General features: G+C 32.0%; 10 protein-coding genes. 5 read left to right on the plus strand and 5 right to left on the minus strand.

The window, feature by feature from the left end; translation table 11 throughout:
- Positions 1-317 precede the first annotated feature (317 nt).
- From ACIQ0D_RS02125 to ACIQ0D_RS02135, 3 genes are all read left to right on the plus strand, one after another.
- On the plus strand, positions 318-512 hold the full coding sequence (locus ACIQ0D_RS02125; RefSeq protein ID WP_090705936.1) for a cold-shock protein: 195 nt from the start codon (positions 318-320) through the stop codon (positions 510-512).
- Positions 513-662: 150 nt separating this feature from the next.
- A complete protein-coding gene (locus ACIQ0D_RS02130) occupies positions 663-857 on the plus strand; it encodes a cold-shock protein (protein ID WP_291402236.1) in 195 nt (64 codons plus the stop codon).
- Positions 858-1009: 152 nt separating this feature from the next.
- A complete protein-coding gene (locus ACIQ0D_RS02135) occupies positions 1010-3124 on the plus strand; it encodes an FUSC family membrane protein (RefSeq protein WP_395802652.1) in 2115 nt (704 codons plus the stop codon).
- A 2-nt stretch (positions 3125-3126) separates the two neighbouring features.
- On the opposite strand, the gene ACIQ0D_RS02140 is transcribed toward ACIQ0D_RS02135, so the two are convergent.
- From ACIQ0D_RS02140 to ACIQ0D_RS02160, 5 genes are all read right to left on the minus strand, one after another.
- Complete coding sequence (locus tag ACIQ0D_RS02140) at positions 3127-3777, minus strand: DsbA family protein (RefSeq protein ID WP_395802654.1); 651 nt, start codon at positions 3775-3777, stop codon at positions 3127-3129.
- Between the two features lie 16 nt (positions 3778-3793).
- Positions 3794-4789 (minus strand): biotin synthase BioB, encoded by a 996-nt coding sequence (gene bioB / locus ACIQ0D_RS02145; RefSeq protein ID WP_395802656.1) that lies wholly within the window; start codon positions 4787-4789, stop codon positions 3794-3796.
- Positions 4790-4857: 68 nt separating this feature from the next.
- Positions 4858-6207: a magnesium transporter gene (mgtE, locus tag ACIQ0D_RS02150; RefSeq protein WP_395802658.1), complete on the minus strand. Its 1350-nt coding sequence runs from the start codon at positions 6205-6207 to the stop codon at positions 4858-4860.
- Between the two features lie 89 nt (positions 6208-6296).
- A complete protein-coding gene (gene corA / locus ACIQ0D_RS02155) occupies positions 6297-7421 on the minus strand; it encodes a magnesium/cobalt transporter CorA (protein ID WP_395802660.1) in 1125 nt (374 codons plus the stop codon).
- 2 nt (positions 7422-7423) lie between these two features.
- Entirely contained in the window at positions 7424-8032 is a 609-nt protein-coding gene (locus ACIQ0D_RS02160) for a WbqC family protein (RefSeq protein WP_395802662.1), read from the minus strand.
- Between the two features lie 105 nt (positions 8033-8137).
- Between ACIQ0D_RS02160 and ACIQ0D_RS02165 the strand changes: the two genes are divergently transcribed.
- Positions 8138-9028 carry a lysophospholipid acyltransferase family protein gene (locus ACIQ0D_RS02165; RefSeq protein ID WP_395802664.1) on the plus strand — a complete coding sequence of 297 codons (891 nt, stop codon included), beginning with the start codon at positions 8138-8140 and terminating at the stop codon, positions 9026-9028.
- Positions 9021-9806: glycosyltransferase family 2 protein (locus ACIQ0D_RS02170; protein ID WP_395802666.1), on the plus strand; the 786-nt coding region annotated here is incomplete at its 3' end. The genes ACIQ0D_RS02165 and ACIQ0D_RS02170, both read left to right, overlap by 8 nt.

Here is a 9806-nt window from a genome sequence, read left to right on the forward strand (position 1 = left end):
CTTAACCGTTTTTTATTATCCCAATATCTATTTAACATAATATTAATTATAAGACAAATTATATTTATAAATAAAAGAGGTACTATGAATAATTAGATAATCTTGCATTTCTAATAGTATAACAATAAAGAGGAATACATATAGCTGATATAATGAAATTTAAATTTCATTAATGAGTTTGCTTTTATTGTTCTCTATAATTTCGAATTTGAGAAACAATAATAAAAATACTCACTAAAAGCCATTGAATAATTTAATTTTTTGCCATTTCATTCTATTTCAGTACCTTTGCATATTATATATTTAAAAATAAAACAATGTCAGAAGGTACAGTAAAATTTTTTAATGAAACAAAAGGGTTCGGATTCATCGTTCCTGCAGATGGTAGCGAAGATGTATTCGTACATTCATCTGGTTTAATTGACCAAATTCGTGAAAACGATAAGGTTGAATATGAAGTAGAGCGTGGCAAAAAAGGCCTTAACGCTGTTAATGTGAAAGTTGTTTACTAAATCAACATAAATCATCAACAAAAAAAGCATGTCGCAAGACATGCTTTTTTTATTTTAATTCTTTTCTAATAAATTAGTTTTTTTTCTAAATGTGCTCAATTCCAATAAATTGAGTACCTTGTAATTATTATATATCTAAATTAATACACAATGCAGTCAGGTACAGTAAAATTTTTCAATGAAACAAAAGGATTCGGATTTATCGTTCCTTCAAATGGTGATGCAGAAGTTTTTGTTCACTCATCAGGTCTAATCGATCGTATTCGTGAAAACGATAGTGTTGAATACGAAGTAGAAAATGGCAAAAAAGGCTTAAATGCCGTTAATGTAAAGGTTGTAGGTTAATTCAAACTACCATATCATTAGTGTAGAAAAGCATATCCCAGGATATGCTTTTCTTGTTTAAAGTCATTTTTATTTATTTAAAATGTAGCTCTTTTTAACAAAGCTAAGCTTCATATTATTATTTTTACATTGTGTGATTTGAAAGTCCCGAAATGAAACAATCCAGAGAAATAAAGACCTTTATATTTAGTCAATACTTTTCTGATGGACTAAAGATAACTTTGGGAGTGCTTCTCCCCTCTCTAATTTTCTATCAACTTAACTTATTATCTATAGGTATCACTATTTCTCTTGGTGCTGTTACAGCTAGTATAGCAGATAATCCTGGTCCCATAAGCCATAAGAGGAATGGCATGTTATTGTCTATTCTTTTTGTCTTTTTAACTTCAATTTTAACAGGTTTAATCAATAAATACCCCGTTTTTATAGGAATAGAGATTCTTTTACTCTCTTTTTTCTTTTCCATGTTTTCTGTTTATGGAAATCGAGCATCTTCCATAGGTACCGCTGCCTTGTTGATAATGATATTAACTATCGATGAGGATGCTATTAAATTAAGTGGCGTCTGGGGTCATGCCTTGTATATTCTATCTGGCGGAATTTGGTATATGATTCTTAGCATTTCCATCGCTCAAATAAGACCTTACAGATTAACGCAACAAGCCTTAGGTGAATGTATTCGTGATGTTGCGGCATATGTGAAATTAAAGGCTGAATTTTATAATACTGAAAGTGATTTTGATGATAATTATAAAAATCTAATCTCCCAACAGGTTCTTGTTCACGAACATCAGGATTCTTTGAGAGACCTTCTCTTTAAAACTAAATTAATGGTTAAGGAGTCGACTCATATAGGTCGCTTACTTATTTTAGTTTTTGTAGATATTGTTGACCTTTTTGAGCAAACAATGGCCACTCATTATGATTACCAGGCTATTAGAAATACATTTGGTAAAACGCAATCGCTAAAACAATTTAATACCATTATCATAAAACTCTCTGAGGAGTTAGACAATTTAAGCTATTACATTATAAGTAATGAAAAACCTATTAAACTTCATGATTTTAAACCTGAATTAGAAAAGCTTAAAGCAAGTATCGATAAAGTTGAAGAATCAGGTATAAATGGTCTCGTACTTAAAAAAATATTAATTAATGTAAGAAATATGATAAGTAGACTTGACCAAATCTATTCTTATTTCAATTCAAATTACATTTCAAGCCAAAATGATATTGATTATAGCAAATTCGTGTCGCATGAAGATTTTGATTTCCAGAAATTAAAAGAAAATTTAAGCCCTAAATCATCCATTTTCCGTCATTCTGTACGAGTTTCTTTAATGTTTTTGATCGGCTATTTAGTCTCAAAGCTCTTTCCAATAGGCCACCACAGCTATTGGATTCTTTTAACGCTTTTAGTCATATTAAAACCTGCTTATAGTCTTACCAGAAAAAGAAATATTGAGCGTTTAATCGGGACTTTTATAGGCGGGATTGCAGGAGCTTTTATTTTGATTTATGTAAAAGATCAAACTGTCTTATTTGTCTTTCTACTAATTTTCATGATTGGTACTTATAGCTCACAGCGTTTAAATTATACGGTAAGTGTGCTATTTATGACTCCCTATATCTTGATTTTATTTAGCTTTTTGGGTGAAAACAATATAAATATCGCTAAAGAACGAATGATTGATACTTTAATAGGATCATTTATTGCATTTTTCTCAAGTCTCATTGTTTTACCAAATTGGGAATATTATCAATTTAAAAATTACATGCGTGAGGTTTTGATTGCAAATTATAAATATTTACATCATGTAGCTGAGGAGTTAGCCGGAAACAAAAATGATGTTATTTCTTATAAACTCGTTCGTAAAGATGTTTATGTGAGTTCGGCAAATCTTGGTAGCGCATTTCAAAGAATGCTTAGTGAACCTAAAAGCAAACAACTGAAAATTAAAGATCATTATAAATTTGTGGTCTTGAACCATATGCTGTCGTCATATATTGCAACATTGATAACAAACCTACACCAAGCTAATTCAATAAAGTTAGAATCAGAACATATTAAATTGATCCGAAAGTCTTTATTTAGTTTAAGTGAAGTTATAAAGAAGCTAGATTCTCCTGAATTTAAAGAGCTAGAAATTTCATTAATTGAACCTAATCAAGATTTGATTCAAGCAAACGAGTCGATTTTATTAAAAGAGCAATTAGAACTAATTAATAAGCTGATTTTAGATATTTCAAAGTTAAGTCAGACTTGATTTTATGACTCTTTCACCTCATTTAAAACATTATTTATTCTAAATTCAAGCGTTTCAAAATCAGTATAACCTTTTGCTATGAGATAAAACCCTGTTTCAGATGTTTGCATCAAAACTGCAGGAAATGATTCCACTCTTAATTGTTTAGCCAAAGCAAAATCGTAGTAAGCGGCTTCTTTTGCACTTTCTGTTTTCATTTTAGCTTCAAATTCATCCGGATCAATACCATGATTAACAGCTATATAACGAAAGGTTTCGAATTCATTAGGGTCTCTCCCATCAAAATATAATGCATTTTGAATTTCATGTGCAAACAATACAGATTGATCTGGGAAATATTGCTTAAATAATGAAAGCGCAATTGATGGTAATTCTGAATTAAGAATCATAGATCCATCTTCTAATACTCTTAAATATGCCTCTCCAAATTTAACACCAGTTGTATTTTCAACTGTATGATAAGCTGTTTTGATATAGGGTGCAATATTGTTTATAGAACCAACACGATCTCCCATCATCATTCCACCACTTAAAACCTCAAATTCGAAATCATTTTTATGCTTTTCATAGCATTGCTTGAGTACGGGACTAAATCCATAACACCATCCGCACAGAGCATCATACACATAAATAATTTTAACAGATTCCTTCATCGCTTACTAAGAAAAATTAAACTAATTCCTTGTTTTCTTTTTCGGGGCGACCATTTTTGAAGGCTTCGCGTGGTTTTAAGCCTAAAAGCTCAAACATGGCCATGTCGTCATTAAATGATGGATTAGGAGTAGTTAACAACTTATCTCCAGCAAAAATTGAATTTGCACCAGCCATAAAACAAAATGCTTGGTCGGTAAGGCTCATTTCTGTTCTACCGGCTGATAAACGAACCACCGTTTTGGGCATAATAATTCTTGCGGTAGCAATCATACGTACCATTTCCCAAACAGATACACGTGGTTGATTCTCAAGTGGTGTTCCTTTAACTGGCACTAATGCGTTTACTGGGACTGATTCAGGGTGCTTTGACATGTTCGATAATGTTTTAAGCATCGAAATTCTATCTTCAATAGTTTCTCCTAAGCCAATGATTCCTCCACTACAAACTGTTAATTTCGCTTTTCTAGCATGCTCAATGGTTTGTAAACGATCATCGTATGTACGAGTGCTAATAATTCTTTTATAATCTTCTTCTGAGGTATCTAAATTATGGTTGTAGGCGTACAAGCCTGCATCAGCCAATCGCTGAGCTTGAGATTCTGTAAGCATGCCTAAGGTGCAACAAACCTCCATGTCTAATGCATTTACTGAACTTACCATCTCAATAACTCGATCAAAATCACGGTTATCTCTAACTTCGCGCCAAGCTGCACCCATGCAAAGTCTTGAAGCTCCTGCATCTTTTGCTTTTTTAGCAGCTTCGGTTACTTGCTCTACCGACATTAATGCCTGAACTTCTAAGTCGGTATGGTATCTAGCCGCCTGAGGGCAATAGGAACAATCTTCAGGGCAACCACCTGTTTTAATGGATAATAGACTACTAATTTGAACCTCTGAATAGTCCTTATTTTCACGATGCACACTTGCTGCACGATAAACTAAATCGAGTAGCGGACTATGGTAAATTTCAGATATTTCTTCTTTGGTCCAGTTATTTCTTATTTCAGTCATGGTTTAAATCCTAATAAAACGTTGGGCAAATTTAAAATAAATAAGGTTTAATTTAAAGAAATGATAAATTATAGAATTAAATGACTTGCAAGTCCGAGTAATAATAAAAACCCAAAAACATCAGTAAAGGTGGTTATTATAATTGATGAAGCAATAGCAGGGTCTACTCCTATTCTTTTTAATACCAATGGGATTGCCGAACCAGATATTCCAGCAATAATTAGGTTTCCGGTCATTGCTATGAAAATAATTAATCCTAGCATTGGATCTTGATCATAAAATAAAGCAAACAATAATACGATTAACCCTATGGTAGCCCCATTTATTAGTCCTACAGTAAATTCTTTTAATACAGTTCTATATGCTTGATTATCAGTAAGATCGTTAAGTGATATACGTCTTACAGTAACTGCAAGTGCTTGAGTGGCAGCATTTCCACCCATTCCAGCAATAATTACCATGTAACCTGCTAGCACACCCATACTGGCTATGGTAGCATCGAAATATCGTATGATAGAGGCTGCTAAAAACGCAGTTCCAAGGTTTAAAATAAGCCAAGGCAGCCGACTCTTTACAGCTTCCTTCCAATTACCTGCCAGTTCTTCATCTTCAGATACCCCTGATATTTTCAAGATATCTTCTGTATTTTCCTCTTCCATTACGTCAATTACATCATCAAATGTAATTCGTCCCAGAAGTTGCATATTATCATCAACTACAGGAATACTGGTCAGATTATATTGTGAAATCAATTTTGCTACTTCCTCTTGATCAGTTTCAGCTTTAACATAAACAAAATCAGAAATTATTAACTCTTTTATTCTGACATTATTTCGCGCTTTTATAATGTCTTTTAAACTAACAATACCGAGTAAGATATTTTGGTCGTTTATAACGTTGATCGTATAAAATTCCTCCATTTCTTCAGATTGCTGAATAATTTCTTCTAGCGCCTCCTTTTTGATTAAATGCTCATTGATCTTAATGACCTGAGTATTCATCAAACCACCTGCTGTATCCTTTTCGTATTTTAATAGAGAGCGGATATTTGAGGCGTCTTCTTCATCAAGCTCTTCAAGAATTTCTTGTTGCTGTTCTTCAGGAAGCTGACTAATAATATCTGTAGCATCATCATAGTCTAACTCTTCAACAATTTCGGACCGCCTTTCGGGAAGTAAATTCTCTAGGAGTTTCTCAGGGTGGAATTCTGAATCCATCTCAGAAATAACTTCTGAGGCCAATTCAGCGGGTAAAATACTTATGATACGTTCTCTTGATTCTTGAGAAATACTCTCAAAAAGTATAGCAATTTCAGAAGGATGATATTCAGATATAAATGCTTTTAACGCTTCATCATCCTCTTCAAGGGCCTGCTTGATCTTTAAAAGATCCGATTTATCTAGCTCAAAAGATTGCATCTGTTAAAATTAGCAAATTAGGCTGATAATTGAGCATATTTCTAACAAGCTTTATTAACATTTTCTTGTATTTAAGATATTAAAGATTACTAATTCTTATTTAACCAGCCCTTCCGCCAAAAATAAATCATTTGGCCAATAGCGATGATAAACATCCCTAACATTGTGAATAAATAGCCGTTTTCATGATATAATTCAGGCATATTATTTATCAATTCTTTACCTGTTTTAGGATCATGAGCAGCGAAATTCATCCCATATACTCCCGCAATAAATGTCAAAGGAATAAAAATGGATGAAATTATGGTCAAAACTTTCATAATTTCATTCATTCGCTGACTAATCAGCGTTAAATTCATATCTATTAAGCTTGTTGTAAGATCTTTGTAGTTTTCAATAAGATCAATTATTTGCATGGTATGATCGTATGTGTCCTTAAGATAGGTTCTTGAACTTTTTGAAATTAATTTTGATTCACACCTAATCATATCATTTATTTTATCACGCTCTGGCCAGGCTGCCCTACGGATACTAATCATTTCTCTTTTTATGTTTTGAGTTTGAAACATTAAAGATTTATTTGCTCGATGATATAATAACTCTTCAATAGTTTCTAATTCATCTCCCAATTTATAAATGAGGTTGAAATAATTATCCAGAATAATATCTGTTAACGCATACATTAGGTAACAAGATCCTGATTTTCTGATATTCCCCTTCCCTCCCTTCAAACGATTTATTACAGGTGAAATATTATCTGAATAACTTTCCTGAAAACTGATTAATAATTTAGGAAATAAAATAAATGAAACTTGTTCATTCTCAATTTCTTGATGTTTATCAACATATAGCATCCGACTAACGGAGAATAAATAATCATCGTAGTCATCAAGCTTTGGGCGTTGCCTACAATCCGCTACGTCTTCAATGACTAATTTATTAATGTTGAATTTACTTTCAATAAAACTTAATAAATCAGCATCTCCAATCCCTTTAATTTCTATCCAAATGTGGTAATCTTTGTATTTATTAAGTAAAAGCTCTAGACTTTGGTTGCTATTAATATCTTCATTGTAAAATTCTTCAGTAGTATAGGCATAGAAGCTTATTTTGGGTTTTAATGCTCCTTTATATAACTGTATAGAACCCGGACTTATACCTGGAACTGGGATATATTTTCTTTTTTTAAGCCTAATTCTCCTGATTTTTGCCATTATTAAAGATATTTCAAGCTTTGTGGCCCTTGGCTAAACAATAAGTCTAGGACACTCAAGTTAGGCAAAAAACCATTACGATCCTCAAAAACTTGAAAATAAGGCTTGAAATTATCTAAAGGATTTCTTTTGGGATGAATACTATCTCTGAAATCATTAAGATCAGGATAAGTTTTTTCAAATTCTTCTGTGTATTTATATTCAATTTTTAATTTTAGGAATTTTAATAGTAAATGGAGCATTTCTTCATTATAATCAAATAAAAAAGTCCATTTTTTTTCATAAAACACATTGAAATCATCCTCATAATATTCAAAATAGGCAGAACTTCTATAGGAAGTTTGAATACCCATTAAATGTAGACGTTGCCATAGAAAATCGTAACTAATACGTACATCCTTCACTTTTGTATGTGATTTTGAACCTTTTATAACAGGAACAGCTAAATCTAATTTTCCATTTGGGGAATGTATGGTTGCTCGATTTCGATAGCTTTGTTTTTGAAAATTTTCTGCATTTTCAATAATGATATTTTCCTTATGAATTAACATTTTACTGAAATATTCAATTGGAGGAAGATAAAATAAAGGGAAGACTGCGCCTTTTTCCATCGTTTAGATTAAGTTTGTGCAAATATGTAGAATTTATTAGTTAACAGCTATAAAGTAAATTTATCTTTACTGAATTAACTGTTATATACGCCAATAGGGTTTAAAATGAAAATAGTTTTTTTTAGAATTCTTACAGTTTTCATGTTTTTGGTGTCTTTGCTGCCATTTAGGGTTCTTTTTTTTCTATCTGATATATTGTTCTATCCGGTATTTTACCTTGTTAAATATCGTAGGAAAGTGGTTCAAATAAATCTTTTTAAGTCATTTCCTGAGAAAACAATTGACGAACGTTATGAAGTTGAAAAAAGGTTTTATAAGCATTTACTCGACTTAATTTTTGAATCTATAAAAACCTTGACTATAAGTCGCGCACAGATTCAAAAACGATTTATATTCAAAAATTTAGAACAAATTACTAAATACACGGATTCTGGGCGATCAGTTATAGTTGTTTCTGGACATTATGGAAACTGGGAATGGGGCCCCCTAGCCTCTGCTAATGCCTTGAAATCAAAAGTTTTAGTTGTTTATAAACCATTAACAAACAAGCGCTTTGAGGATTTTCTAAATGGCATGAGAGCAAGATTTGGTGCGATAATGATTCCTATGAAGCAAACTTTAAGAAAAGTTATAGAGTACAAATCAACACCTTCACTTATTGTTTTGGTAGGTGATCAAACTCCTCCTAGAGAAGAATCTCAATATTTTACTAGTTTTTTAAACCAGCAAACAGCTATTTTTTTAGGTATTGAGAAGATTGCTATAAGGACTAACTATCCAGTATTTTATTTTAATATAAATAAAATAAAACGAGGATATTATGAGTGTTTACTTAAACCTTTAGTTGATATACCTGAATCAACAAGAGAACATGAGATTACCAATATTCACACACAAGAATTAGAAAATATTATCCGAATTAAACCAGAATATTGGCTTTGGTCGCATAAAAGATGGAAATTTAGCCCAGATAATTTAAGATCTAATCATGACTAATTTACCGAGTGTAGCAGTTATTATTTTAAATTGGAATGGAATAGCTTATTTAAAACAGTTTCTTCCTTCTGTTTGTGCTAGTACTTATCCTAATTTAGAAATTATTGTTGGTGATAATGCTTCTAGTGATGATTCTGTTGCTTTTGTTCATGAAAATTATCCCAATGTAAAAACCATCATTAATGATCAAAATTATGGCTTTGCAGGTGGTTACAATAAGGTTTTGAATCAATTGAATCATGATTATTTTGTATTGCTTAATTCTGATGTTGAAGTCTTACCTAATTGGATAGAACCTGTTATTAGGCTAATGGAATCGGATTCTAATATTGTTGCTGCTCAACCTAAGATTCTATCTCATTCAAATAAATCATCATTTGAGTATGCAGGCGCTGCCGGTGGCTTTATTGATCAATTTGGTTACCCTTTTTGTAGAGGAAGGGTATTTGATACCTTAGAACAAGATAATGGCCAATATAATGAGAGCTCAGAAGTGTTTTGGGCTTCTGGTGCAGCCTTCTTTATAAAAAGAGCTAATTGGCTTGAAATGGAAGGTTTAGATGAAGACTTTTTTGCCCACATGGAGGAAATTGATCTTTGCTGGCGATTGAAAAATGAAGGTTATAAAATTATGTATTGTGCAGATTCACAGGTTTATCATGTGGGTGGTGGGACTTTACAAGCTGAAAATCCTTTTAAAACCTATCTTAACTTCAGAAATAATTTAGTTCTGCTTCAAAAGAATCTTCCTGCAGGTAAAGCAACAATCATAATTTTT

Origin of the sequence: Daejeonella sp. (assembly GCF_044342615.1) — a bacterium.
Lineage (GTDB): Bacteria > Bacteroidota > Bacteroidia > Sphingobacteriales > Sphingobacteriaceae > Daejeonella.